This window comes from Pseudoalteromonas arctica (assembly GCF_012927645.1).
GTDB classification, from domain to species: Bacteria; Pseudomonadota; Gammaproteobacteria; order Enterobacterales; family Alteromonadaceae; genus Pseudoalteromonas; species Pseudoalteromonas arctica_A.
Map to the genome: position 1 here is coordinate 1 of NZ_JABBMT010000019.1, position 25,627 is coordinate 25,627.

The window sequence follows — 25,627 nt, forward strand, 5'->3', positions numbered from 1 at the left end:
ATGATCTTGTAGTGCATGACTACATCTCAACGTGCTTGCAACATATTGCAGAGCAGCCAAGTAACCTTGAGCCACTGCTACCTTGGAATATTAAGCAAGGCTAGGTGTCGTTAGCTATACGCTTACGTTTTTTCGATAAGTATCCGCAGTAGTAAACATACCATTAACAAAAAATAAGCGCAGATGGTCCACTTTTTTTGAGCAGTATCTATCAAGGCTTTTGATCTCAGCTTGTACGTTTTGAGCGAGTATAAATAAAAAAATTAATAAATATATTTTCATTTCATTATCCCTTCTAGCATTTGGCAGTCTTTATCTGCTACATAATGAAAATCGTCATCCCAAGGAATTAGATCATGAGCTTTATTTTGTGCTTTACGATTAGCATAGGCCCTATCTATAGTATTAAAGTACATCAGTTTAGGATTGCGATAAGAAGGGAACGTATTCTGTATCATTTCAGTGCAGAAGCTTATATTTATAAAATCTAAAATAATCTGCTTCCCAATTTCAGTATCTAAATTTGGGATACGGCCTTGCTCAATATCAATAACCAGTTGCAATGTTGAAGCGGCACCTAAACTGAAGGTGATGAGCTGTGGAGAATCAAATTTTTCATACACATAGCGCTCATAATCGTCGCGGATACCGTTGTCATTTTGATCAACACCGTCCAACGTTTTATAGTCGTCAGGGTGTTCGGGTGGCAAATCTGGGGTTAGATAAAATAAATCTTTAATTCGCTGCCAGCTACTGTGAGGTTTAGGTTCGTTATTCTCGTTCCAGTAGCGGGCATGGTAGTAGTCGGCTCCGTGTTTTACAAGGTTGCCGGCTTGATACACTTTGTTTGCTTGCCATTTTTCTATCACAGTATTTTGCAGCCAAATCCAACCATCCCAATGGGGTTGGTTTTCTATTGGCTCAATGCCTTTAACCCAAAAAGCGGCAATAAATAAGCTGTTGTTGTGAGTAACAACATCACCGGCTACATAAATTGAGCGAGCATTCCATTGTGGGTGGTTTGGTTGAATATCGGTTAAATTTATATTTTTAGATTGTGGGTTAAGCTGAAAAATATTTGTCGCGTAAGCGTGCGAACAAAAAAGTAACCAAGCAATAATAATGATGAGTTTAGTCATTTTAAAATCCTTTTAATTTTCGTTTCATTACTTTTTAAATCAAGTCCATTTTTTAGGTAAATGCAAGGTAGGAGGATTAAATATTTCAAAACCATTGATGAGTTTGAAAAGTAGCAACACTTTGTAGGTTGTCCTTTAGGTCGATATGTGAATTTCACCACAGAGCTCACAGAGGCGCTTCGCGCTGCACTGAGGTTCAATATAGATTTTCAAACTTAACTCTGCTGCAAGTAATTTATCCTTGAAGCTGGGTTACTGTCAGCATCCATGCCTTCACTTCCTCACTCTTACAATTGTTATTTGTAAAAGTGAGTTTTCTTATTAAATAGCAGTTGTTAAACTTTTTTGTTTACCCATTTGCAATGCACTCAGTAACCACATTATAAACCCTCCAGAAAACAATAGCGCAGCGACGTACCCTGTTTGATTTGGTAATGCGCCATTTGCAATAACGAGGCCACCAACCCAAGGACCAATTGCATTTGCAGTATTAAATGCGCATTGTACAAGTGCGCCAATCATAGCGTGACCGTTTGGTGATACATCCATCAGCATAGATTGAATAACAGTGCTAAGTCCGACACTAAAGCCGACAAAAAATATAACCGCATAAAGTAACCAAATGTTATGGCTTGCCATGACGTAAGTTACTGCAAAAACGATTGCACCAACAAGTACTATACCGGTGGTTTTAAGGGGCGAATGATCCGCTGCCTTACCTAAAATATAATTGCCCAGCGTACAACCTATGCCAAACATAACCATTGCAATAGAAATAGTGTAAGCAGGGGTGTGGGTGACCACTAAAATTGTATCGGCAATATAAGTATAAATGCAAAACACCCCGCCAAAGCCAACAATAATGATCCCTAAAATTGACCAAACCAGCTTATTTTTTAGTACGCTCAACTCGCTTAATAGCGACGAAGGGGCTGAATTTTTTGTGTTTGGTATAAACTTTACAATTAGAATTAACGCAACAAGTGCCAGCACTGCGGTGCCCGCTAAACAATAACGCCAGCTAAAATTTTGACCGACTAAAGTAACCATAGGCACACCAACAATCGTTGCAATGGTAATCCCCATAAATACTTTAGACATAAAGCTGGCACGTTTATTGGCTGGTGCTATATCTGCGGCTAATAAAATGGCAACAGCAAAATAAGCTCCGTGTGGTAAACCACTTAAAAAGCGAAATAATATTAGCTGCTCTAATGAATTAGCAAATGCGCTTAAGCCGTTAAATATAAACATCATCGACACAAATAATAGTAAAGCATTACGCTTGCGCATGTTTGCTGTGGTGATCATAAAAAACGGTGCACCGATCACCACGCCAATCGCATAGGCGCTAATGGTATAACTGCTTTGTGCTGGTGTTGAGGCAAATGTTTCGCTGAACAGTGGCAGCATCGGCATCATCGACAATTCCGATAAGCCTAAAATAAAAGTACCCAGTGCAAGTACTAACAAAATAGCGGTAGTGCTTAGTGTATTGTTCACGACGCTTGCCATATAGCTAAACCCTTGTAAAAAGACTGACGACAAAATATGAATAATTTATTTAATAAAATGCAGGAAGCTGCAATTTTGAAGAACCAATTAAACCGTGATTGTATGATAAAAGTAAGTCAGCGTCTTGCACTAAAAACAGTGTGTTTAGAGCAGAAAATACGATTTTGGATTGTAGCGTTTTTGGCTGAGTAGGAACGTTCAAACTTTCAACGACTTGATATGAACACCTTGGTTGTTAAGCGAAATACTGATGCAAAATAAATTTGCTGTCGCTCCAAAATAAATTTGCAGTGGTCGTGGCTATTTTATGTTTTTAGTGTTTTAAAAGTTATAAGCGTGTTTAAATAAGAGCAATGAACATCGAGCAAGAGTTGGGGTGCGACAATTTGTCGCGTGTTCAGTGTTGTCGTCAAGTTATATACTTTGTTTATCTTAAACCTGTTGTAATTAAAGTATAAAATGAGCAACCACAATTTATTTATTAACTCACGTTCTGTACTTTCTCCGTTAGCTGTTTGCATAGCAAGTTTACTTTCTCCTTATGTACTTGCTGATGATTCAATTGAAGTGATTGAAGTTCAAGGCCAAAACGTTAACAGTCATGCAAATTTAGGTTCTGCTGAACAGCTTTTAACTGAGTTGGGGGTGGATTTTTCTGCGGCAGGTGGCGTATCTAGTTTACCTATATTAAATGGCATGATGGGCGATAGAGTTAAAGTACTGGTTGATGGCGCAGATATTACCGCAGCCTGTGGCAACCAGATGAACCCGCCATTATCTTATATTTCGGCTAATCAAGTATCGTCTTATCAAGTGGTTGCAGGTATTTCGCCAGTAAGCGCTGGTGGCGATAACATTGCCGGCGTCATTGTAGTAAACACTATTGCTCCACAATATAGTGAGAGTGACACTCTAGATTGGCATTCAGGTTATGTATCGGCGCAGTATCGCAGTATAAACAATGCGCAAGCGCTAAGTGTTGGCGCACGACTTGCCAATGACAGCTTTAGTTTAAATTATCAAGGTGCCTTTGAAGACGCTGATAGTTATGACGATGGTAATGGTGATCTAGCATTAGATACTCTATATCGCGTACAAAATCATGCATTAACTGCAGCGCTGCGAGATGAAAAACAACAGCTAGTGGTTAAATTAACGCATCAAAAAATACCCTTTCAGGGCTTTGCTAATCAATACATGGACATGACGGATAACACCAGTTATGGCTTAGTCACTCAGTATAAACGCCAACTTAAAAGTGGTGAGTTTCAAGCGCAAATAAACTTTAATGACGTAAAGCACGAAATGGGTTTTTTCAGCGCTGAAAAAATCGGCATGATGCCGATGAATACCGACGCGCAAGATATCAGCTATCAACTTAATTGGCGTTTAGACTTTAATGCTGACACTGCATTACTGCTCGGCCAAGAATACTATGGTTACCGCATTGATGATTGGTGGCCTGCGATTGAAGGCTCAATGATGATGGGGCCTAACGACTATGTAAATATTAATGACGGTGAACGCGACCGCTACACTGGTTTTGCTGAGTTGCAAAAGCAGCTAAATAACAAGTGGTGGCTCTCTGCTGGTACACGCATTGAATATGTACAAACTAATGCAGGCGAAGTGCAGCCATATAGTGACATGAGTATGGATATGGGCGGCATGTCAGGCATGCATGGCATGGTTAATCCTAATCTTGCCGCTGCAAAAGAATTTAATGCCATGGATCGCGCGCGTAGTGACACGCTTGTAGATGCCAGTCTATTGCTACGCTATCAAGTGACTAATGAAGATGAACTACAATTTGGCTTAGCACGTAAAAATCGTGCGCCTAATTTATATGAACGTTATAGCTGGGGTGTCAGCACGATGTCGACCAGTATGATTGGTTGGTTTGGTGATGGTAATGGTTATATTGGTAACCCAGACTTAGCAGCCGAAACCGCGCATACCATCAGCACTAGTTACACTACATCGGCAAAAGACGGTACATGGCAAATAACAGCTAACGCTTGGTATACCCAAGTAAATGATTATATTGATGTTACAGTTATTGGCAGTACTAATCGCACTGCTATGTCAGTAACACAACGTAACACCTTACAATTTACTAATTTAGACGCGACTCTTTATGGCGCTAAGCTTGAGGGTATTATGCGTGTTGTTGATAGTAAAAATGCAGGCACATGGGATTTAACCGCCGCGCTTACTAGCACCCATGGCGAGCGTGATGATAGTGATGAGCCGCTATATCAAATAATGCCACTACACAGTAAAATAGCCCTTGAGCAACAATTCGGTAAATGGCAAAACTCATTAAGCTGGCAGTGGGTCGATAGTAAAACCCGCGTTGATCCGCGTCGATTAGAAAACCAAACCGACAGTTATAGTTTAGTGAGTTTAGCAACTAAGGCGACATGGGATAAGCTAACAGTTAAGTTGGCAATTACTAACTTACTTGACGAATACTACCAGCAGCCTTTAGGTGGGGTCAGTATTGCTGATTTTAAAACAGATATGAGCCAAGGTTTTAGCCAATTAGCAGGGCAAGGCCGTTCAGTAAATGCAGGCATCAGCTACGCGTTTTAAGTAAACTACCTATACCTAATATAGCCATGATGGTCAACATGGCTATATTATTGCTGGCGGCAAAAATCTATAAATTGCATCAGTAACGGATTTTTATATTTGTCTTTGTGCATTACTAACCAAAATTGCCTTTGCATGGGGTGGTTTAAATTAAGTTTTGTAACGCGGCCATCTTGTAAAGCGTATTGTGCCGCGAGTGACGATAAACACCCCAGCCCTAAACCTTCAGCAACGCAATTGATCAGTGCCTCTGTCGTGTTGAGCTCAAAGCTTTGGCTCCAATTATCGATATGAGTAGCAAGGTTTTGTAAAAAGAATGAGCGTGAACCAGAGCCAGCTTCCCTTAATACCCATTCGCTGTTTGCCAAGTCATTAAAACTAAGCTGTGGTTTTGCGGCTAAAGGGTGGGATAGCGGGGCAATAATACACATAGAATCTTGACTAAACACGGTTGAGATTAAGTCGCTTTGCTGGGCTTGGCCTTCTATTAGTGCAATGTCGAGTTCAAAATCACGCAGTTTTTGACAAATAAGCTCAGAATTTGAAATAAAAACTTGCTGTGAATAATGCTGCTTGTGTTGGCGAAATCCACTAAGTATAGAGGGTAACACATGATTACCAATGGTATCGCTGGCACCTATTCTTACGATGCCGCTGGCTTTTGCGTGGGACGAAAAAAGCGCATTAATATCATTTGCTCTGTGCAGTAATTCATCGGCAAGGGGCAGTAATTTTTGCCCTTCTTGATTTAAAATTAAGCGATGATTTACTCGGTCAAACAGTGGGTGGCCTAATTGTTTTTCAAGCTCGCTAAGCGCCATACTGAGCGCCGCTTTAGACAAGTAAAGCCGCTCTGAGGCTGCGGTAAGTGTTGCATGCTGAGTAATACCTACAAACACTTTAAGTTGTTTAAGAGAAATATTCATGAGTTTCATGTTTAGTTTTTATGAACGTGTATTCTATATAATTATATTTAACTAAACAAAATGCAAGGTTAAACTTCTTTCTAAGATAACCAGTGAGTGTGGAGTAAAAAATGTTTAATTGTATAAAAGCCAAAGTAATAACTGCACCTACCCCAATGGGTGGATTAGCTTTAGGTATAGCCAGCCTTGGTTGGGCTTGGGAAAACCTGTTTAATGTAAATGGTGCAGCACAATACACTGGGGCAGCAATTGCGAGCGTATTATTGTTAATACTTGGCTTAAAATTTTTACTGTACCCACAATTACTAAAAGCCGATTTAGCACACCCTGTTGTAGGTAGCGTTGTACCTACTTTTGCTATGGCAACGTTGGTAGTATCTAATTCGTTAGGGCACATTAATCCATTAGCAGGGGATGTACTTTGGGTTGGCGCATTTTTATTGCACTTAGGATTTTTACTAAACTTTACTATTCATCGTGTTCGTGAATTTAAAATTGAGCACATGGTGCCAAGTTGGTTTGTACCACCAGTAGGTATTATTGTTGCCGATGTGGCGTTTTCGGGTAATCCTGCATTGCTTTTTTTAGCACAAGGGGCGCTTTATTTTGGCATGCTAATGTATGCAGTCATGTTGCCGTTAATGATTTACCGGATAATATTTGCTGAGCAAATACCTGATACTGCACAGCCCACATTGGCTATATTAGCGGCGCCGGCAAGCTTATCGTTGGCGGGGTATTTCACTGTAGTGACCCAGCCATCGCCAGTGATAATAGGGGGGTTATTTGGTATTGCCATACTAATGACATTAATTATTTATACGGCATTTTTTAAATTACTACGCCGCACATTTTGCCCAGGTTTTGCTGCATTTACTTTTCCCATGGTCATTGGTGCTACGGCGTTATTTAAACTCGCGGATTGGATGCTAACTATGAATGTAGATGTACAGTTTATAAACCAAATACATCATTTAGCGGTAGTTGAATTACTAGTAGCAAGCGCTGTGGTTGGCTATGTAGCGATCCGTTATACGCATTATTATTATTTTAGCTCCTTGGCTTTAAACGGCTTGAGGGTGTGAAATTGTAATAGTTTGAATGGTAATACTGAGCTGGAGATTGAGAAAAAACACGTTTGAAAGCACGGCTAAATGCTTCAGGATTTTCAAAACTGGCCTCTAATGCAGTATCAACACGCTTCATCGTTTAAAGTGTCTATTTGCTGTTCTTGAGCCAGTAGTGCCAATCTTTCACGTTCAGCTTTAGACACATAAGCAGGCTTATTACTTTTATGTAATTTTGCATTTGCGCGCTTATCTTTGTTATTAAACTTTGTAACGATTTTCTTTCTGCGATTCATGATCGACTCCATAATTTTAAGATGCGCATTATACTTCGTTGTATGCAAATATGACTAATAAATTTATAAAATGTTTGTTATGTGGGCATTTTTAATGCTCTAACACATTAAAAATTTAGTTGCTCAAAAGTGACAAGATTTACTGTTAGCTCATTTATTTTAGAAACTCAACTATCCCTATAATATTATCGTTTATATCTCCTGCATTTTCTGTAATACCTCCTACTGATTTGATGACTAATCTTGCTCTTTTTAAAATTCTCAACTATAAGATGTTATTGATTTTATTACTAAATGGTAGTGGGTAGTAGTCATGATTTAAGTGGTTATTAAAGAGTAGTGTTGCTAATTCTATGATTTAAATAGCTAATAAGAATGATTGAGTCAAAGGATAAAATGATGTTTTTTAAGTCAAAGAATGCTGTTTTAGATAAACATAAACAAACTGACCCAATGACCTCTCAGGCTCAAAAAGAGCTAAATGCAATTAAATCTAATATAGCTTTTATTAGTTTTACAGTAGATGGCATCATTGTTGATGCTAATAAACATTTTTTAGATGTAATGGGGTTTAAGCTTAGTGAGATTGTTGGCCAACATCATAAAATATTTTGTGATTCAGACTATGTAAATTCTGAGGACTATCGCCATTTCTGGCAAGATTTAAGTGCGGGTAAATCATTTGGTGGTACTTTTTTACGTTTTACAAAAACTAAGGTTCCTATTTATTTAGAAGCAAATTATTTTCCAGTTGTAGAAGATGATGGCAGCGTAAGTAAAGTTATTAAAATTGCCAATGACATCACGACTATAAATAATGTGTTGAAAAACAAAGATGCAATTCTTAATGCGTTAGATCTATCGTTAGCAGTCATTGAGTTTGATACACAAGGGAATATTTTAGATGCTAATGAAAACTTTTTATCAACCGTTCATTATTCACTTGAAGAAGTAAAAGGAAAACATCATAAAATATTTTGTGATAAAGAGTTTTACCTTAAAAATCCAGAGTTTTGGCAGAGCCTTAGTAAGGGGCGATTTAATTCAGGTCGTTTTAAGAGATTTACTAAAGATGGTCACACTTTGTGGCTTGAAGCAACTTACAATCCGATCTTTGATGAAAACGGTAAAGTATATAAAGTGATTAAGTTTGCATCAGATATCACAGAGCGCGTTAACTTAGCATTTAACACGATTGATCAAGCTGCGACTATTTCAGAGGAAACCAGTCAAGTAACTTCCAATGCAGTAAATATTTTAGACTTAGCTGTTGAAACATCAAAAAACATTGCTGAACGAGTTAATAATGCAACGGCAACAGGGAAAGAGCTTAAAATACAGTCTAAAAGTATTGTTGATATTGTGGTTACTATTCGAACTATTGCAGATCAAACAAACTTACTAGCACTAAATGCTGCAATTGAAGCAGCTCGAGCTGGTGAAGCTGGACGTGGCTTTGCTGTCGTTGCTGATGAAGTGCGCACGCTTGCAAGTAATACCGCAGAATCGACCGCAGAGATAGGCCGTGTCGTTGAGCAAACTCAAGCGTTGATAAGTCAAATGGATGAACTCTTAGGATCTGTCGCTGGTATTGCAAACGAAGGGCAAGAAAGTATTTTAGAAGTATCTCAAGGGCTAAGTGAAATTACGCAAGGGGTTAAACGTTTTGTTGAAATGGTTGAGCAAATGAAACCTTAATTTACTTACAGCCTATTATTTACCTAGCTGCTTTGCTCTATGTTTTATTAATAAGAAGTTGTCGGTCTATCGCAAAGCATTGTTCGTTATTAAGCCAGAGCGTTATAATTATGGTTCTTAGTTGTTAATTGAATGGGACTTGTTTTGAAAAAATTAGCTTTAGCTAGTATCGCTTTATTGGCCTTTAACGCACATGCAAAATTAAATAAGATTAATGACAGCGTTGCTGATTACGCTGTAAATACCTACCAAAGTGCGCAAATTCATACCTTAGCTAACTTAGTATCATTCCCGACGGTTAATAAAGACGGCATCAATACGCCTGATAATCCCGACTTTATTGGCTTTAAAGCTTTGTTAAAAATGAAAGCTGCTGAACTTGGTTTTGATTACCAAGATTTAGGTTACACCGTACTTATTGGTATGGGTCAGCAAACAGATAAAGTAACCATAGTAACCCATGGCGATGTGCAACCTGCCAACGCAAGTAAGTGGAAAAAAAGCCCGTTTGAAATAGATAGTACTTCTGAGCCAGGTAAATTAATTGCGCGGGGAACAGAAGATGATAAAGGTGCTATCGCGACCGCTTTATATGCAATGAAAGCTATAAAAGATCAACAGCTCACACTTAATAATCGTATTGAGCTGATGATTTACTTAGCAGAAGAATCTGATTGGGGTCCACTTGAAGCGTTTATGAAAAGCTATCAGCAGCCTAAATATGCGGTCACTATTGATGCGTCATACCCGGTGGTTGTCGCGGAAAAAGGTTGGAGCTTAATTGCACCAACGTTTAATGCTACCTCAGCACAAACAGGAGTGTATGTAAGTGAACTTACTGGCGGCGCTTTTAAAAGCCAAATACCAGAAGATGCGAGTGTGGTGTTACATAACGCCGATACTGCGTTAGTCAGCAAACTTAAACATGCAGCGAGTGCGTTTAACGCTGTGGAATTTAACTTTAGCGAGCAAGCTGATGGTGTTGTTATCAGCGTAAAAGGGTTGTCTGCTCATTCATCAGAGCCAGAATCTGGGGTTAACGCCATTGCTTACTTAGCGGAAATCTTTAAAGGAGTTGAGCTTGAGAATAATAGTGATGGCCAAGCAATTGCGTTTATAAATCAGCTTGTTGGTCTTGATATACATGGCAAACAGTTTGGTGATATTGCTTATAAACATGACTTTATGGGATCTATGACAGTAGCACCAACGCTTATTGAACGTGATGGTAATGAACTTACACTTGCAGTGAATTTACGTCGTCCCGTTGGTAAAGATGAAACGGTATTACGTACGCAAATTGATACCGCACTGACTAATTGGCAGACTAGTAATCAGGTCACTTTAAAAGATACGCAAGTGATTATTGGCACGCCTATGTTGCTCGACAGCGCACCTCATGCTCAAGCATTACTAGATATTTTTAAACATTTTACCGGTGATCAAGAGGCAGGCTTTGTGTCTATTGGCGGCGGCACAAATGCCAAGTTATTTGATAATGCCGTATCGTTTGGACCATCAATGCCAGGTAAACGCTACACCGGCCACTCAGAGCATGAGTTTATAACCGTTGAGCAACTTAATTTAAACCTTAAAATGTATACAGCAATGATGATAAAGCTAGGTAATATGTAACTTAGGTTGTCATACACACACAGTAAAACGCCGCTAAATTGCGGCGTTTTTGCTTTTTTTACTTATTAAAACTGAGCAACAAATTTCACAGTATATAAATCACCACTGTCATAATCAGTGAAATTTGCGGTAAAGTAATATTGGCTATTTATAAAATATTTAGCTTCAAGTTGTAGGTCTGAGTCAGTTGCACCAGCACCAATAGCGACATTACGATTAAAGTAGTAATTAGCCATTGCTGATACGGCATTAGTGGGGTCTTGATAATCTACATCTAAGCTAAAATAACGGTCGTCACCAAGGTGGCTAAAGTAACGCGAAGATGCATTCCAGTTATCTAGGTCATCATCGGCTTCTATAGTAAAACCTATATAGTCAGTGTCATTCAATTGATGATTATACTGTGCTTTAAACCAGAATATTTCATCTGTATATTCAAGCTCTTGTATCCGTACTGAGGCTTTAAGTGAATCGTTAAATAAGTACCCTGCGCCAACAGAGTAGTTATCTAAATTACTTAAATCAGATAATTCAGCGCTAACAAACCAGTTGCCATAAAAGGCTTCACCGTTAAAAGAAAAATTATCATGACCATTACTCTCGTAGTAATGAAGAGCAATGTTAGAATCAGTATCTAGGTAACCATAATCATCCCACACGCCGGTATTTTGTTGTGGTGCAAAATAGTAATGGCTTGAAAGTTGGGTTGAATCGTAATCCAAGTCTGTATTTTCTAACGTGTTATATTCAATGCTATTAAACCATTGACGGGTTTCTGATTGCTGTGCATTAACAGTAGCTGAGCAAGATAATACAAGTAATGAAATTGGTAGTAAATAACGCATAAGTGTCCTTTCTTAACGATTTAAATAGAGCTATTTGCAGCTAATGCAAATACGAGAGTGCGGATCCTATATTTTTTTGTAATCAATTGCGAGTATATTTTATCAGCAGTGTAATATCTAAGTCTTTAATTAAGTTAGATTTACATGAAAAAGTCGTTCATTTATAATTTTTTATATTAATAACGTTGATTTTCCATAAAACACTTAACATTTACGCGACTAAATGATAAAAAGTTTTATTGCCTACTGCGTTTAAAATAAATGGATAGTTGTAATGATAGAATTTTTAAACTTAGCGCTTACTTTCCCCACTGTGATTTTTTCAGCCCTGTTGTTAGTTGTGATGTTGTTTTGGCTAATAACCCTTATTGGCTTTGCCGACATTGACATGTTTGAATCAGATCTAGAACTTGATGTCGATGCATCGCAAAGTTCAGGATTGAGTTCATGGTTTAGCATGGGGTTTGGTGGCATTCCAATTACAGTATCTATTAGTCTTGTAGTGATGAGTAGCTGGTTGATCAGTATCTATGCCCATAAGTTTTTTGCCTACCTGTTAGGCGATGGTATCTGGTTTTATATTTTTGGCGTGTTAATGCTAGTCGCTTGTTTATTAATCGCGATACCCGTTGCGGCCATTATTTCTCGCCCCTTACAGCGCTTTTTTAGCAGCGCAGAAACTTCAAAAAGTTCAGATTTATTGGGTTTAGAATGTGTTGTTGTCACTGGTAAAGTAACCAACACATTTGGCCAAGCACGGGTTAAATTTCAAGGTACTGAGCAGTTACTTGAAGTTAGAACTGAAAATGACGAGCAATTTACATCAGGTGACACCGCAGTGTTGCTTGAACACCTCAAAGAGCAACACAGTTACATTATTACCGCCAAACCTTGGTAATACCTTAATTTTTTAGGGATAAGTAACACAGAATAAAATCGATAATCACGTTAGGACATAACATGGAATTTTTAGATAACCTCATACCTATATTGACATTTGTAGGCATAGCAATCGCTGTTATTTTTGCTATTTTGCTGATCATTGGCAAGTTTTATCGCAAGGTAGAGCAAGGCCAAGCACTGATCATTAATAAAATGAAGAACGAGCCGGATGTTACCACCACGGGCGGAATTGTTTACCCTGTGATCCATAAAATGGAAGTGATGGACATTTCAACCAAGCGCATGGTACTTGAGCGTAAAGATAAAGGCGGTTTGATCTGTAAAGATAATATTCGCGCAGATATCGCCATTACTTTTTATATTCGTGTTAACGAAAATAAAGAAGATATTTTACGCGTTGCTAAGCAAGTCGGTTGTGCCCGTGCATCAGAGCACGCCACATTACAAGAGTTGTTTGAAGCGAAATTTTCAGAAGCGCTTAAAACCGTTGGTAAGCGAATGGATTTTGTTGAGTTATTTACTCACCGAAATGAATTTCGCGATAATATCAAAGAAGTGATTGGCCAAGATTTATCGGGTTATTCGCTTGAAGATGTTGCGATTGATTACCTTGAACAAACATCAATTGATAAGCTCGATCCGCAAAATATTCTCGATGCCGAAGGTATTCGCCGCATCACTGAAATGACCGCAGTACAAAATGTATCTACCAATCAATTAAAGTGTGATGAACGCGCTAAAATTGAGATCCAAAATCAAGAAGCCACCGAGAAGACGCTGGAAATTGAGCGTCAAAAGCAAGATGCCATGTCACGTCAAGTGCGCGAAATTGAAACCGTGAAAGCCCGTGAATACGCAGAAGCTGAAAAAGTACGCCAAGAAGAGCGCTTAAAATTAGAGCAGGCTCGCATTCAAACCGAAGAAGCGATTGGCATTAGCGAACAAAATAAGCAACGTGAGCTTGATATTGCCGAACAAAACCGCTTGCGCGTTTTGGGTATTGAAGAAGAAAAAGTTGCTCGTTCACGTGAAATTGAAGTGATCGAACGTGAAAGAGAAACCGAAATCCTGCGCATCAATAAAGAAAAAGCGCTGGAAGTAGAGCGTAAAGAAATTGCTGATGTAGTGCGTGATCGCGTGATTGTTGAAAAATCAGTGGCCGAAGAAGAAGAGCGCATTAAAGATGTGAAAGTACTCGCAGGTGCAGAGCGTGAGAAAAATGCAATTATCATTCGTGCCAAAGCTGAAGCGGAAGAGTCATTAGTAAAAGGCATCGAAGCTGCAAAAGCGCAAGAGCAAGCGGCAGAATATAGAGCCCGTGAGCTTGAAACAATGGCCAATGCAGAGCTTAGAATTGCCAATCAACAAGCGGAATCGAAAAAGATTTTAGCGCACGCACAGCAAGTTGAAACCGCAGCGAAAGGGCTTGCTGAAGCGGATGTTATTAAAGCTAAAGCGCAAGCAAATGCAATTCAAGGTGAAACTGATGCTAAAGTAATGCGTCAAAAATTGGAAGCCGAAGCACAAGGTAACCGTGAAATAGGGTTATCTCAGGCGCAAGTACAAACAGCCATGGCTGATGCGAATGAGAAACAAGGTGAAGTGGAAGCGATTAACCTTGAGCGCAAGATGTGCGCCGAAGCAAAAGGCTTAGAAGAGAAGCTACAAGCCTTGAACGCGATGGATCAAGATGCTCGCGATTATGAAAGCTTTACACTGCAACTTAATCAGCAAAAAGAGCTGGTATTGGCAAAAATTTCAGCCAGCAAAGACATTGCCGAGCACCAAGCGCACATTATGGCGAAAGCCTTAGGTGATGCTGATATCAACATTATGGGCGGCGATGGTCAGTTCTTTAATCAATTTATGAGTGCAATCAGTTTAGGCAAATCAATTGACGGCTTGGTTGATGAAAGTAAAACCGTACAAACCGTATTTAAAGATCACTTAAACGGCGATCGTAATTTAATTGAAGACCTAAAAGGGGTGTTAGCTGGGGCGAATGGCTCAGCGGAAACACTTAAAAACTTCAACATGAGTAAGTTATTAAAGCAGTTAAGTAATACCTCTGCGGCTGAAAAAAGCCAATTACTAAGCATGTTAGGCGGTAACTTAGGTGATGGGTTAGATGAGAAAATTAAACTAGATCCAAAAGATTAGTTTAATTTTTAAGTTTTATCGTTTTAGCCGTAATAGTTTAACTATTGCGGCTAACTTCTATTAAATTTCAGGATAGGTTTCATGACGGACGCAACCCAACAAGCACTAGAGCAAGGCTCGTACGATTTAATTAAACGCCGCTTAAATAATTTTGGTGCTGATTTAAAAACGCAAATAGACGATGTAAATCAACAGCGCATAAAAGAATTTGGTAGCACTGATCTACAAGTAAAAGGGCGTGTTCGTGTTCGCACTGAGCAAAACTGTACCCCGCGCGATATTGTGATTATTGGCGATAAAGTTATTTTTGCTTACAACGTATTTTTGGGATTAAAAAAAGAAACCGCAATCAGTGATGTATTTAGTGTACAAAAGCTGGTGGAGCAAGACGACCATTACGAAATTGAGCCTTACCCAGAGACAACGCGTTTTTTAACCGATAGTCGTTTTATTCGTGATTTTGAAGAACTGTATACCTACTACAAACAAACCAGCCTACAGCATTTATATCAACAAAATGGTAAGCTGTTTGCGCTATTCCAAATTGGTGACAAGTTATCGGATGTACGGGTTTTTCGCTGGGAAATTCACCCAGACAACACCATTAATTATATCGATAACCGCGGTGAGCGTGATATTCAACACGCACATGACTATGATTTTGAATGGCTCAAAACTGACCGAAGTAACCACATAGAAGGGCGCCACGCTCATATCAATATCGCCGATCAAGTATTTGTTGAAACCATTGGCGGCTCACTGACCATTAAAATAGAAAACAGCACTGACACCGGTGAAGGGATTTATCAAGAGCCTGTTGATGATAAAAACCAATCTCTTGCTGACAGCGAAGTTGAGTATGCGCTGGTAGGCGATTTAGTGCTGTTAAAAATTCTGCCGTACCGTGAAAAAATATGGCGTTATTTTATTTATAATACCCGCACTCAGCAGGTCATGCGCCAAGATGCAATCGGCAGTGCATGTGTTACCTTGCCTGAAGATCATGGCATTATTTTTCCTGGCGGTTACTACTTACAATCAGGGCAAGCACGCTCGTTTGAAGAGCAAATAGAAGATTTAGAATTTCACCGACATATAAAGTCACCGAACGGCGAAGATGTTTTATACGTGTTTTACGAGCCAAGTGAAGGCCGTTACGCGCTATTTGCCTATAATATTATTGATAAAAATCTTCAAAACCCGATTTATTGCCACGGCTATGCTATTTACAACGATGGCTTAACACTTACCTTTAAGGCTGATAAAGACCAAGCAGAGCGAGTACACCCGATTCAAATCTGGCAAAGCCCGTTTGTATCCACTGAATTTGCAGCTAATGCACCACCACTTACTAGCTTTTTTGGCAAAATCGGTAATCCAGATTTAGTTCGCGGTATTTCTGATTTATACAGTGTCTGCAAAGCCATTAGCGAGCAAAGCCCGACCTTATTTCACTACGAAGACTTAATCGCCCTTAGCCGTAATATTTTTGACCGTTACCATTGGCTTAACGAAAGCGAATTTACCGAAATCGCCCAAAACCTTCACAGCATTAATGAAACCGCTGAGCAAGTACTTGATGAATTTGAAAAAGTCACCGAGATCCAAAATAAAGCCAAACAAGCTCTGGTTGATATTAATAAGCAATACACTGATGTAATTCGAGAAGTTCGCCCAGATAACTTTAAAACCGTACCGCAATTTGTGCAAGGTATTGATGCATTAAAAATGCTCAAAGGCCAAGTAATAAGCCTTGAAGATATCAAATATATAGATATTGCTGCACTGAATAATTTACAAAGTGAAATTGATGCACAGCTGGTGGAAGTAAGCCAAGCAACTGCGGCATTTTTACAACAAGATAGCGCCTTGGCGCCGTACCACGAAAAACTTAAAGAGCTTGAACAGCTAAGCAGTAAAAGCGAAAGTGTTAGCGAGCTGAAGACTTATATCGCACAGTTAGATGCGCAAAGTGTAGAGCTGGATTTACTGAATCACACCATGCTTGATTTAGATATTGACGACAGCCGCGTGCGCACGCAAATCCTCGAAGGTATCAGCGCTGTTTATGCGTTGGTTAATCGTGCTAAAGCGAGTATCGAAATTCGCCAAAAGAGCCTAGGCAGTGTTGAAGCGAAAGCTGAATTTGCAGCTCGCTTTAAGCTTTTTTCGCAAAGTATTACCAACGCACTAAATAATGCTAAAACCCCAGAGGCGTGTGACGAGCAACTTTCACGTTTGCTTATTCAGCTTGAAGAGCTGGAATCACAATTTAGTGATTTTGACGAGTACCTGACAGAGATCATTGCCAAACGTGATGACGTATACGAAAGCTTTGAGGCACATAAACAAAGCTTAATTGATACCCGTCAGCGCCGTGCTCTAAATTTAGCCAATGCTGCTGAGCGTATATTGCAAGGCGTGAACCGTCGTGCGCAAAGCTTTACTGAGCTTGATGCATTAAATACTTATTTTGCTGCCGATCCTATGATCAGCAAGCTTCGTGCATTGACTAACGAGCTTAAAGAATTAGGCGATGAAATTCGTGGCGATGATATTCAATCAAAACTCAAAGCCAGTAAAGATCAGGGCATTCGTTCATTACGTGATAAACAAGATATTTTCACTGACGGCGGCAATACAGTCAGTATTGGTAAGCACGCCTTTAGCGTCAATAAGCAATTACTCGATTTAACCTTATTGCCGCGTGACGAGCAGCTAATGTTGCACTTAACGGGCACTGATTATTTTGAGCCAATAACAGATGAGAAAAGCTTACAAACCTTGCAACAAAGCCGTCACTTGTGGCAACAAGCATTAGTTTCGGAAAGTGAGGTGGTTTATCGTGGTGAGTATTTAGCTGCACAGATATTACTCGCTTGTGAAAACAGTGAGCATTCGCTGACTTTTGCACAATTAGAGCAGGCACAACGAGATAAACAGTTATTGCAGCTGGTGCAAAAATTTGCTGAACCGCGTTATCAAGAAGGCTATGAAAAAGGTATTCATGACCACGATGCATGGGCAATTATTGACACCTTACTGACGCAAAAAAATAGTCTGGATTTACTTATTTATCCGGCCAGTTGCCGTATTGTTGCGCAGCTGTTTAGTGCGCAATTGTCATCTGTACAACTGAACGAATATTTCCATCAAGCAAGCAATGCTATTTTGATGGATAAACACTTTGCTGCGACTGGTTTTATCAGCGCCTTAACTGCGCAATTAAGTGAACAGATCAACGACTTTTTGCTACAAATTAGCAAATTATCAGCACGCTTTGCTGATTTATCTACTGACTTAGCCGCTGCTTATTTAGTGCAACAATTAGCACAACAAAAAACGGCAGAGCAACAGCTATTTATCGTTTCTCAGCAAGCTAAAAATTTAGCTGAACAGTTTAGTAGTGACGCTAAAGCCAAAGGTTATAGCAACGACCTTGCTCAGGCCTGTGAAAATGTAAAGCAAACTGATGAGCGGGCATTATTATTTTTAAGTTGGCTAAATGCGTACTGCATGCAAAATTCTAACGTGTCTGCAATGGTGCAGGCGGAAGCGGCTAACTACTTGCATCTTAGTGCCACCACAACATTAAAATACACTGTGTTAGACGTCACCCCAAACACCCAAGTTGAGCGTTTGATGGGACAGCATAAACGAGTGCAAGAGCAAACTTTACATGTTGATTATGCGGAGTTTTATGCCCGAACGCGTAAGTATATTACTGAGCAAGTGCCGGCTTTTGAGCAATATCATGCACTGCGCAGTGATATTTTAGCGGCGCAAAAAGAGCGCCTGCAACTTGATGAATTTAAAGCCAGGCCACTTAGCTCCTTTGTACGTAATCAGCTGATCAATAAAGTGTACTTCCCAATTATTGGTGATAATTTAGCAAAGCAAATTGGCTCAGCAGGTAAAAATAAACGCACTGATTTAATGGGCATGTTATTACTGATCTCGCCGCCAGGTTACGGTAAAACTACCTTAGTGGAATACGTTGCTAACCGTTTAGGGCTGACTTTTGTAAAAGTAAATTGCCCGTCGATAGGGCATGATCAGGTGTCACTCGATCCTGCTCAAGCCATTAATGCTACTGCTGAAAAAGAGATTGCAAAAATCAATCAGAGCTTTGAAATGGGCAATAACGTGATGCTCTATTTAGATGATATTCAGCATACTAACCCAGAGTTTTTACAAAAGTTTATTTCTTTGTGTGATGGCTCAAGACGTATTGACGGGGTGTGGAACGGTAAAAGTAAAACCTATGATTTACGCGGTAAAAAGTTTGCCGTAGTGATGGCAGGTAACCCGTATACGGAATCGGGCGAGAGCTTTAAAATTCCTGATATGCTGGCAAACCGCGCCGATATTTATAATCTTGGCGATACCTTAGCAGGCTGCGAGCAAGAGTTTGCCATGAGCTTTATAGAAAATGCGCTAACGTCTAACGCAGTATTAGCGCCATTGGCTAACCGCAATATGGAAGATTTATATAAGTTAGTGCGGATGTGCCAAGGCGAAGATATTTCATTAAATGAGCTTGAACACGGCTATTCACAAGCGGAAGTTAACGAAATTAAAGCGGTACTGATGCGATTAATCACTATTCGCAATACCGTATTAAAAGTCAACGCCCAGTATATTGCCTCAGCCGCACAAGATAATAATTACCGCACAGAGCCGCCATTTAAACTGCAAGGCAGCTATCGTAATATGAATAAAATGGCAGAAAAAGTCGTTGCAGCCATGAATGACGAAGAGCTAGAAAACTTGATTTGCGACCATTATCGCGGTGAAGCGCAAACACTCAGTAAAGGCTCTGAAGAGAACTTACTTAAACTCGCTGAACTGCGTGGCACATTAAGCACCGAACAGCTGCGGCGCTTTAGTCAAATTAAAGCTGATTTTGTACGTTTAAATAAACTCGATGGCGCCGGCAGTCCGGTGATGATGGCGGTGGAGCAGATGGGTTATTTGCATCAATCACTGGAAGATATAGCCAGTAAACTCAGTAATAATAACCAAACGTCATTTACTGAACTTGTTAATGCAATTAACCAACAAACTCAAGGTATTAATAATAACAATATGCAGGCTCAGTTTGAAAAATTGATTGCTGCATGGGGCGCGAAATAACCAAAGAGATTTACAGCCAGCATAACAGCGCGGTTAGTCATACTAATCGCGCTGTTAGGTTTTCGTTCGTTAAAAGTCGCTCTTGCTGTGGCGCTCGGCTAGTTGTTCCTCTTCAGGGCCCCAAGTACGGTTAACTCTGCGACCACGCTTTACTGCCGGGCGGCGTTCAATCTGTTTTGCCCAGCGTAATACATGAGTGTACGATTCAACGTCTAAAAACTCGGCGGCGTCGTATAAATATCCCAATACCAGCGAGCCATACCATGGCCAAATAGCAATATCTGCGATTGAATAGTCACTGCCTGCCATATAATCGTGATCACTTAAATGGCGGTTTAATACATCTAGCTGGCGCTTAACTTCCATCGTAAATCGGTCAATAGGATATTGCATTTTGACTGGTGCATAAGCGTAAAAGTGACCAAAGCCACCGCCTAAATAAGGTGCTGATCCCATTTGCCAAAATAACCAATTACGGCATTCGGTGTTACTAGTGTGATCGCTTGGCACTAGCGCATCAAACTTCTCTGCTAAGTATTGTAAAATAGCACCGGACTCAAACACCCGTGTTACAGGGGTCGTACTGTGATCCATTAGCGCTGGAATTTTTGAATTAGGGTTAACACCCACAAAGCCTGAGCCAAATTGATCGCCATCGCCGATTTTAATTAAAAACGCATCATACTCGGCTGTAGTGATACCAAGCTCTAATAGTTCTTCAAGCATGATGGTGACTTTTTGGCCATTAGGGGTTGCCAGTGAGTAAAGCTGAAGAGGGTGCTCACCAACGGGTAAATCTTGCTGGTGAGTAGCCCCCGCAATTGGCCGATTTATTTTTGCCCAGTCACCGCCACTTTCCGCGTCCCACTGCCATACTTTAGGCGGGGTATAGTTTTCGCTGTTACTCATCAAAACTCCTTAAACGTTGGTTACTTTAATTAAGGTTACGAACAACCCATCCTAGTTGATCATTTAGAGCAAGGGAAGTAAAGATAACTTTCATTGGTAATTATGGAGATCATTGAAATGGAAAATATTTATGTTGTCTCCGTTACTTAACAATTCAATTCTTTGAAATATAATATGGTTAATATTTATTTTTAACCTAGCTAACTTTAAGGTTTGTAACTTGCGCTTTTCTTATCTTGCTTTGCTAAATAATAGCCAATAAGAATACCAGCGAGTGCGCCAAACAGGTGGCTTTCAAATGATACATGGGGGCGCTGCGGCAAAACACCCCAAATTAAACCACTATATAAAAATACCACAGCGACACTAATAGCAATGGCCTTAAATGAGCGATGCATAATGCCGTAGCAGATCAAAAAGCCCCACAAGCCATACAGTACACCGCTTAGGCCAACGTGAAGATTAGCGCGACCAAATAGCCAAACCAGTAACCCTCCAACCACAGCAGTAAAGATAAATACAGCCCAAAACCGTTTGACGCTATATTGGCAGACTAACCAGCCAAGCACAGCAAATGGGATTAAGTTACTGAGCAAATGTGCCCAGCCGCCATGTAAAAAAGGGGCGAAAAAAATACCCATTAAGCCACTTAAACTACGTGGGTAAATACCTAATCCATTTAAGTTAACGCCCGGTAAGCTATTAATAATTTGCAGTAAAACACACAATAAAATAATACTAATAAGCGTAAAGCGTTTACTGGCTAGAGGAGGAACGCTTAAAGAACTTTTTTGGTTTGCCATACATCACTTAATTTTAAATATGTTTGCGTGAGTATACCTTTCTTAATGCTTAATTGAAAAGCCTTGCTGGTACATGGTGATATTGCTAGCGCACCGTCGTATCGTTCACCCTCATCATGCATTAAACCTGTTGGGGTAAGTCAGCATTGTGGTGTTGGATGATCATAAGAGCACTCAATATTATATGGAAACTGAGCGTGATAAAATAAACACGCCCTAAAGCTTAAATACTTGCAGGCATTTTATTACAGCTCATAACTTAGTTCATAAAGAATACGATCGTGTGATTTCCTATTTTAAAACGGCAAATGTCATTATCTTTTTCAATGGGTTGCCGCTTACAATTTATCGTTTTAAACTTGGTTAATTTGCAGGTGAGTTATTTCTTTTTCTTAGCCTTTGCTTTGGCCTTTTTACGGGCTTTGATTTTTACCGGATCTTTATGTTTTTTGATTGGCGCTTTAGCTTCTTTATGACGCGGCTCAAATCCTTTAACAACACGGCGTTTAAGGCGCAGTTCAATGTAGCGTTCAATTTTTGCTAATACTGCGATGTCATGGGCTTCTACCAATGAGATTGCAATGCCTTTCTTACCTGCGCGAGCCGTGCGGCCAATACGGTGAACATACACGTCGGCTGTGCGTGGCATATCAAAGTTGATCACATGGCTAATATCAGCCACATCAATACCGCGGGCGGCAACATCAGTCGCAACTAATATTCTTGTACGGCCACTGTGGAAGTTTTCCATTGCCTTCATGCGTTTGTCTTGTGGCATCTCACCACGTAACCAGGCTGCGCGAACCCCTGCATTGGTCAGCTCGCCAACTAATGTTTCTAGGCGATCACGGGTTTTAACAAACACAATAGCTTTGCTTAATTCTTCACTGTTTAATATTTCAACCAACATCGCTAATTTATGGTTGTAATCATCAGCAATGTGCACCCATTGATGGATTTTAGCTTTTTCTTTACGTGAAGATTCAGCTTCTAATAGGGCTGGATCTTTTAAAATTTGCTCTGCAAATCGTTCAACGCTATCGCCTTCAAGAGTGGCTGAGAATAAAAAGCACTGACGACGGTTTTTTGCTTCTTCACAAATACGCATCATTTCTTTACGAAAGCCCATATCTAACATGCGGTCTGCTTCGTCTAAAATAAGCATCTCGACGTTTTCGGCATGAAAGTTTTCGGTTTCTAAATATTCCATTAATCGCCCTGGTGTGGCGATTAATATATCGTTATTTTTTTCAAAAATTTCTTTATGCGTACCGTAGTTAATACCGCCAGTAACAACACCAATTTTAAGGTTAGTGCCTTTAGCAAGCAGTTCACACTGCTCATGAATTTGATAAGCTAACTCGCGCGTTGGAGTCATGATCAAAACACGGGCAAAACCAGGTTCGCGACGCGGGAAATCAAGTAAGTATTGAATCGCCGGGATCAAAAATGCCGCTGTTTTACCAGTACCGGTTGGTGCAGAGGCTAAAATATCACGCCCTTGCAGCGCTTCAGGAATCGCTTGTTGTTGAATGCTAGTAGGGGTTTCATAACCCATTTTAGCAACGGCTTGTAGTAGCTTGTTATCAATATCAAAATCAGAAAATTGCATAGAGTGTCAAAAATAGAGGACAATTGCTGGTAATTATACGCGCTATCCGCCAGTTGGTGAATGAAAAGGTGAAAAAATGTCAGGCTTTGTGTTTAAACAATTTAAAGTAGCGCAAACGCGCAGTGCGATGAAGGTCTCGACGGATGGAGTTTTACTCGGTGCATGGGCTGACCTAACTACTTCACAGCGGTTACTTGATATTGGCACAGGTACTGGATTGTTGGCATTAATGTGCAAGCAGCGTAAACCAACTATGCAGGTCAATGCTGTTGAAATTGATGCCAATGCATGCGCTGATGCACAGCAAAATTTTACAAATAGCCCATGGTCAGATATTACACTGATGCAAAAAGCTATTCAGCAAGTAACCACTACTACTAAGTTTGATGTTGTGATCAGTAACCCTCCGTATTTTAATGCCAGTTTAAAAGGGCAGGACTTAGCTCGTAATACCGCACGTCATACAGATAGCTTAAATTTTAGTGAGTTAATCACTGCGTTCAAACACCTTAGTCACCAAAATGCTTTTTTTAATGTGATCCTACCTTGCCCAGAAGCGCAGTTGTTTATTGCACAAGCGCAGTTACAAGGTTTGTATTTAGTGCGCCATTGTTTAGTACAAACTACTGCCACTAAAGCGCCGAGCAGGAGCTTAATGTGCTTTGCTTATCAGAGACAAGAATGCGAGCTGACCAGCTTAACGATCCATGCTCAAGGGGCTCAATATAGCGATGAGTATATAACTTTGTGTAAAGACTTTTACTTGAAAATGTAATCATCGTTGAATAAAAGGTACATTTATCGCAAGTAATAGTAAGCTTACTATTTAAGATTACTATTACAATATTCATTCAAAATTTAACTAATTGAAATTTAATCTGTATTTAAGTGTTAGGTAATGTTTTTTGGAATTTTTTACATTCAATTGAGTAAAAAATACGGTGATTAGCTAACTAATTTAGACTTGTCGCTTCTTTGTAGCGCCATTAGAGCGATGAAATATATGTTATTGTCAAGTTTTCTTAATATCTAACACAGCTAGCATAGTAACTTACGGTTGCTGGCCAATCGGAAAATATACCCATTACACCAACCTCTTGTGCTAAAACATCAACCACAGTGAACATATCGCCATCGTTATCTATAACATCACGAATAGACTGATAATAATAACCGCCGCCTTCATTAAGAGGGCCTGAGCGCTCAAGGCTCCAGGCAATAATATTAAGCCCAGCGGCTTTAGCATCGATAGCGTACTGCGAGGGGATAATATTATTGTCGTTATCTATGCTTAGCAGCATCCAAATAGGGGGGGCTATAATTTTAACGCCCTCAGTAGCTAGCTCTGCCATGCTTGGCTGCCATGTTGCTGCGTTATTAGGATCAAACCCTGCATTACTGTCGCGACCATCTAAATAGACACTTTGCGCTGCAAATTCAGGATTAGTGTTAATCCAATATTCTACGTCGGCTAGGTTAAATGATTGCGGATAAACATGGTTTGCGGGTACGTCCATTTGCGTGTATTCATCCAGCATTTTTTGTGCATATTGTGCTTGGGTCATACCATTAAAAGGCATACTCACTTGAGGCGATTTAAGCTCAGGGGTCATTTTTACACCCAGCTCTTTAAATAGCGCAATACTTTGTTTATGGGTCATGAGTGTCCCTGAGGTGGTGTATAAATCAGTACGCCAATTCGGTGTTCCATTCATATAATCGCTAACATTCGTGGCATTGGTGTTTGCGTCATCCATTTTACCTTCAAGGGTTAAAAATTCCGCTAGGCTAATATCGCTAGTGCAACATTTAGCTGCAGCGGGTGTACCGCTGTTAGGATCTGCTGGCGTAAATGGCACGCTGCATTTAGCGGCAAGTTCTGGGATCGCTAAAATATTAGTGGTGGTATGTAAATCACATTGAGAATGACGGCATACCAACTCTTTATCATTTGTAAACGTTACATCGCACTCGACAATGCCTGCGCCCATACGAGCCGCTGCAATGTAAGATTCTTTAGTGTGTTCAGGATATTGCATAGGTGCACCGCGGTGACCAATTGAAAAATCTGTACGATAAAAGGGGCCGCCTTTGCACGATTCTAATTTTGTTTTTAGTGCGCTGGTGTCCATATCGTCAATTAGGTAGTCTGGGCGAGCACCGAGTTTAATATTCGTACTTTGTGCTACTTCAGCAATAACCGGGGTAGGAACTTTAATAATTTCAACTTCAGTGTTGGTAACAAGCACTTCTTTTTCGACTATTTTTACATCGTCGTCGCAGCCAGCGAGTGTAATTAATAATAAACAACGAGTCAGTAAAGGCGCATGTTTCATTATTTGTCCTTAAAAATCAAAGTAGCAGCTACCTTACTAATTATTAATGACA

16 protein-coding genes and 1 pseudogene are annotated in these 25,627 nt (G+C 39.9%); 8 read left to right on the forward strand and 9 right to left on the reverse strand.

Annotated elements, in window-relative coordinates; genetic code table 11:
* Positions 1-278: 278 nt before the first annotated feature.
* Both HHO47_RS12345 and HHO47_RS12350 read right to left on the reverse strand, forming a co-directional pair.
* Positions 279-1,139, reverse strand: a complete 861-nt coding sequence (locus tag HHO47_RS12345; protein WP_169020560.1) for a chitodextrinase — start codon at positions 1,137-1,139, stop codon at positions 279-281.
* A gap of 321 nt (positions 1,140-1,460) precedes the next feature.
* Positions 1,461-2,654, reverse strand: coding sequence for an MFS transporter (locus tag HHO47_RS12350; protein WP_169020561.1), 1,194 nt, complete (start codon positions 2,652-2,654; stop codon positions 1,461-1,463).
* A 459-nt stretch (positions 2,655-3,113) separates the two neighbouring features.
* Between HHO47_RS12350 and HHO47_RS12355 the strand changes: the two genes are divergently transcribed.
* Positions 3,114-5,249 (forward strand): TonB-dependent receptor plug domain-containing protein, encoded by a 2,136-nt coding sequence (locus HHO47_RS12355; RefSeq protein ID WP_169020562.1) that lies wholly within the window; start codon positions 3,114-3,116, stop codon positions 5,247-5,249.
* Between the two features lie 47 nt (positions 5,250-5,296).
* Here the strand turns inward: HHO47_RS12355 and HHO47_RS12360 are convergent, their stop codons facing one another.
* Positions 5,297-6,175, reverse strand: a complete 879-nt coding sequence (locus HHO47_RS12360) for a LysR family transcriptional regulator (protein WP_169020563.1) — start codon at positions 6,173-6,175, stop codon at positions 5,297-5,299.
* A 110-nt stretch (positions 6,176-6,285) separates the two neighbouring features.
* On the opposite strand from HHO47_RS12360, the gene HHO47_RS12365 reads away from it, so the two are divergent.
* On the forward strand, positions 6,286-7,260 hold the full coding sequence (locus tag HHO47_RS12365; protein WP_169020564.1) for a TDT family transporter: 975 nt from the start codon (positions 6,286-6,288) through the stop codon (positions 7,258-7,260).
* Positions 7,261-7,367: 107 nt separating this feature from the next.
* Here HHO47_RS12365 and HHO47_RS12375 read toward each other — a convergent pair whose 3' ends face one another.
* Positions 7,368-7,538, reverse strand: a complete 171-nt coding sequence (locus tag HHO47_RS12375; protein ID WP_169020566.1) for a DUF2986 domain-containing protein — start codon at positions 7,536-7,538, stop codon at positions 7,368-7,370.
* A 468-nt stretch (positions 7,539-8,006) separates the two neighbouring features.
* Between HHO47_RS12375 and HHO47_RS19580 the strand changes: the two are divergent.
* Positions 8,007-9,236: pseudogene (locus HHO47_RS19580) on the forward strand (methyl-accepting chemotaxis protein); the annotation flags it as partial.
* 144 nt (positions 9,237-9,380) lie between these two features.
* Positions 9,381-10,871 carry a dipeptidase gene (locus tag HHO47_RS12385; RefSeq protein ID WP_169020568.1) on the forward strand — a complete coding sequence of 497 codons (1,491 nt, stop codon included), beginning with the start codon at positions 9,381-9,383 and terminating at the stop codon, positions 10,869-10,871.
* A 65-nt stretch (positions 10,872-10,936) separates the two neighbouring features.
* Here the strand turns inward: HHO47_RS12385 and HHO47_RS12390 are convergent, their stop codons facing one another.
* Complete coding sequence (locus tag HHO47_RS12390; RefSeq protein WP_169020569.1) at positions 10,937-11,716, reverse strand: putative porin; 780 nt, start codon at positions 11,714-11,716, stop codon at positions 10,937-10,939.
* A 274-nt stretch (positions 11,717-11,990) separates the two neighbouring features.
* Between HHO47_RS12390 and HHO47_RS12395 the strand changes: the two genes are divergently transcribed.
* The 3 genes from HHO47_RS12395 to HHO47_RS12405 all read left to right on the forward strand — a co-directional run bounded on the left by HHO47_RS12395 (position 11,991) and on the right by HHO47_RS12405 (position 19,915).
* Positions 11,991-12,614 carry an OB-fold-containig protein gene (locus tag HHO47_RS12395; RefSeq protein ID WP_211183714.1) on the forward strand — a complete coding sequence of 208 codons (624 nt, stop codon included), beginning with the start codon at positions 11,991-11,993 and terminating at the stop codon, positions 12,612-12,614.
* Positions 12,615-12,676: 62 nt separating this feature from the next.
* A complete protein-coding gene (locus HHO47_RS12400) occupies positions 12,677-14,779 on the forward strand; it encodes a flotillin family protein (protein WP_169020570.1) in 2,103 nt (700 codons plus the stop codon).
* Positions 14,780-14,860: 81 nt separating this feature from the next.
* The gene (locus HHO47_RS12405; RefSeq protein ID WP_169020571.1) at positions 14,861-19,915 is read left to right on the forward strand and encodes a DNA repair ATPase; all 5,055 of its coding nucleotides are present in this window, start codon (positions 14,861-14,863) and stop codon (positions 19,913-19,915) included.
* A gap of 69 nt (positions 19,916-19,984) precedes the next feature.
* Here the strand turns inward: HHO47_RS12405 and yghU are convergent, their stop codons facing one another.
* The 3 genes from yghU to srmB form a co-directional block, all read right to left on the reverse strand.
* Positions 19,985-20,824, reverse strand: coding sequence for a glutathione-dependent disulfide-bond oxidoreductase (gene yghU / locus HHO47_RS12410; RefSeq protein ID WP_169020572.1), 840 nt, complete (start codon positions 20,822-20,824; stop codon positions 19,985-19,987).
* 206 nt (positions 20,825-21,030) lie between these two features.
* Positions 21,031-21,627: a rhomboid family intramembrane serine protease gene (locus HHO47_RS12415; protein ID WP_169020573.1), complete on the reverse strand. Its 597-nt coding sequence runs from the start codon at positions 21,625-21,627 to the stop codon at positions 21,031-21,033.
* A gap of 379 nt (positions 21,628-22,006) precedes the next feature.
* A complete protein-coding gene (gene srmB, locus HHO47_RS12420) occupies positions 22,007-23,239 on the reverse strand; it encodes an ATP-dependent RNA helicase SrmB (RefSeq protein WP_169020574.1) in 1,233 nt (410 codons plus the stop codon).
* 76 nt (positions 23,240-23,315) lie between these two features.
* On the opposite strand from srmB, the gene HHO47_RS12425 reads away from it, so the two are divergent.
* Complete coding sequence (locus HHO47_RS12425; protein WP_169020575.1) at positions 23,316-24,014, forward strand: tRNA1(Val) (adenine(37)-N6)-methyltransferase; 699 nt, start codon at positions 23,316-23,318, stop codon at positions 24,012-24,014.
* A 247-nt stretch (positions 24,015-24,261) separates the two neighbouring features.
* Here HHO47_RS12425 and HHO47_RS12430 read toward each other — a convergent pair whose 3' ends face one another.
* Positions 24,262-25,575 carry a glycerophosphodiester phosphodiesterase family protein gene (locus HHO47_RS12430; RefSeq protein WP_169020576.1) on the reverse strand — a complete coding sequence of 438 codons (1,314 nt, stop codon included), beginning with the start codon at positions 25,573-25,575 and terminating at the stop codon, positions 24,262-24,264.
* Positions 25,576-25,627 lie beyond the last annotated feature (52 nt).

Excerpts from the sequence above, each read along its gene's own strand:
- HHO47_RS12345 (WP_169020560.1), bottom strand. The coding sequence starts at position 1,139 with ATGACTAAACTCATCATTATTATTGCTTGGTTACTTTTTTGTTCGCAC.
- HHO47_RS12350 (WP_169020561.1), bottom strand. The coding sequence starts at position 2,654 with ATGGCAAGCGTCGTGAACAATACACTAAGCACTACCGCTATTTTGTTA.
- HHO47_RS12355 (WP_169020562.1), top strand. The coding sequence starts at position 3,114 with ATGAGCAACCACAATTTATTTATTAACTCACGTTCTGTACTTTCTCCG.
- HHO47_RS12360 (WP_169020563.1), bottom strand. The coding sequence starts at position 6,175 with ATGAATATTTCTCTTAAACAACTTAAAGTGTTTGTAGGTATTACTCAG.
- HHO47_RS12365 (WP_169020564.1), top strand. The coding sequence starts at position 6,286 with ATGTTTAATTGTATAAAAGCCAAAGTAATAACTGCACCTACCCCAATG.
- HHO47_RS12375 (WP_169020566.1), bottom strand. The coding sequence starts at position 7,538 with ATGAATCGCAGAAAGAAAATCGTTACAAAGTTTAATAACAAAGATAAG.
- HHO47_RS12390 (WP_169020569.1), bottom strand. The coding sequence starts at position 11,716 with ATGCGTTATTTACTACCAATTTCATTACTTGTATTATCTTGCTCAGCT.
- HHO47_RS12395 (WP_211183714.1), top strand. The coding sequence starts at position 11,991 with ATGATAGAATTTTTAAACTTAGCGCTTACTTTCCCCACTGTGATTTTT.
- HHO47_RS12400 (WP_169020570.1), top strand. The coding sequence starts at position 12,677 with ATGGAATTTTTAGATAACCTCATACCTATATTGACATTTGTAGGCATA.
- HHO47_RS12405 (WP_169020571.1), top strand. The coding sequence starts at position 14,861 with ATGACGGACGCAACCCAACAAGCACTAGAGCAAGGCTCGTACGATTTA.
- yghU (WP_169020572.1), bottom strand. The coding sequence starts at position 20,824 with ATGAGTAACAGCGAAAACTATACCCCGCCTAAAGTATGGCAGTGGGAC.
- HHO47_RS12415 (WP_169020573.1), bottom strand. The coding sequence starts at position 21,627 with ATGGCAAACCAAAAAAGTTCTTTAAGCGTTCCTCCTCTAGCCAGTAAA.
- srmB (WP_169020574.1), bottom strand. The coding sequence starts at position 23,239 with ATGCAATTTTCTGATTTTGATATTGATAACAAGCTACTACAAGCCGTT.
- HHO47_RS12425 (WP_169020575.1), top strand. The coding sequence starts at position 23,316 with ATGTCAGGCTTTGTGTTTAAACAATTTAAAGTAGCGCAAACGCGCAGT.
- HHO47_RS12430 (WP_169020576.1), bottom strand. The coding sequence starts at position 25,575 with ATGAAACATGCGCCTTTACTGACTCGTTGTTTATTATTAATTACACTC.